The sequence below is a fragment of the Streptosporangium sp. G12 genome (assembly GCF_052983175.1).
On sequence record NZ_JBRIQO010000089.1, the window covers coordinates 1 to 1,277 of the forward strand.

The 1,277-nt window shown below is 68.3% G+C and carries 1 protein-coding gene; it reads right to left on the reverse strand.

Features of this window, described 5'->3' with window-relative positions:
• Nucleotides 1-26: 26 nt before the first annotated feature.
• A partial coding sequence (locus tag ACVCAG_RS45710; RefSeq protein ID WP_447191667.1) for an RNA-guided endonuclease InsQ/TnpB family protein occupies nucleotides 27-1,277 on the reverse strand: 1,251 nt, incomplete at its 5' end.

Genomic DNA, 1,277 nt, shown 5'->3' on the forward strand with positions numbered 1-1,277 from the left:
CTGAAGGCGGGGGATTCCAACAGCAACTACCCCACAAGGAGGAGGTCGCGTTGAGGTTCACGGTTCACAGGCTCCGGCAACCCGAAGCCTCCCCGTGCAGCCACCGCATGCCCTGCGGCAGTGTCGCGAACGTTCTTCGCCGCGTTCACGTCGGCGTGCGCCTGGTGCCCGCAGGCGACGCACAGGAAGAGAGCTTGGCTCTCGCGACTCTCCCCGGCGAGGTGCTTGCAGGCGTTGCAGGTCTGCGACGTGTAACGCGGGTCGATCTTCTGAACGCGTCCCGGAGCTTTCTGCTCCAACCGCTCCACCAGCCGGCCCCACCCCGCAGCGAGGATGCCGCGGTTCAGGCCCGCTTTCTGACGGACGTTCCGCCCCGGTGCCTCGACGGCGCCCTTGGCCGACCGCGTCATGCCGCTGATCTTCAGATCTTCGACCGCGATCACGTCGAAACGGCGGGCCAGGCCGGTCGAGGTCTTCTCGACCCAGTCGTTGCGCCGGTCGGCCTCGCGGGCTTTCAGCTTCGCGATGGCGGCCTTGACCGTGCCACGCCGGTTCGACCCCCGCTTCGCTCGCGCGAGTTTCCGCTGCAACCTCAGCAGCCGTGTCTTCTCGGCGCCGCGCAGAGTGGGCGCGTTCAGCAACTCGCCCGTGGACAGCGCCGCCGACACGGCCACGCCACGGTCCACGCCAACGACCTCACCCCAACCGGGTGCGGGGACCGGTTCGGGGATCGCGGCGAACGCCACATGCCAACGGCCCGCCCGGTCACGGGTGACGCGGTAGGACCTCACGTCCTCACCTACGGGCCGCGACCAGCGAAACCGCACCCAACCAACCTTCGGGATCCGAACCTCGCCGACGTTGCGCGACACGCGGCGTACGTCACCAGGTTTGAACGCGACGATCCGGAACCCTTCGCCCCGCCCACGTTGACGCCACGTCGGCTTGCGGTGGGTCTTGCCGAAGAAGTTCGCCATGGCCTGGGCGAAGTCCTTGAGCGCCTGTCGCCGGACGATGACCGACCCGCCGCGCAGCCACGCGAACTCAGCGCGAGCCTCCGTCAACTGGCGGCACTGCTCGGCGAAACCCGGCGCCGGCTTACGGCCTCGCTGCCAGTGGGCGTGCTGCTCAACGGCCAAATTCCATACGTATCGGGCGTGTCCGCAGTGCTCCAGCAGTGCCGCCTCTTGGGCGCGCGTGGGCCGAAGCCGAAAGCGGGACACGTCAATCAACCTACCGAAGCCCACCGACAAAACCCGGAGACCCTCATCCGCGAC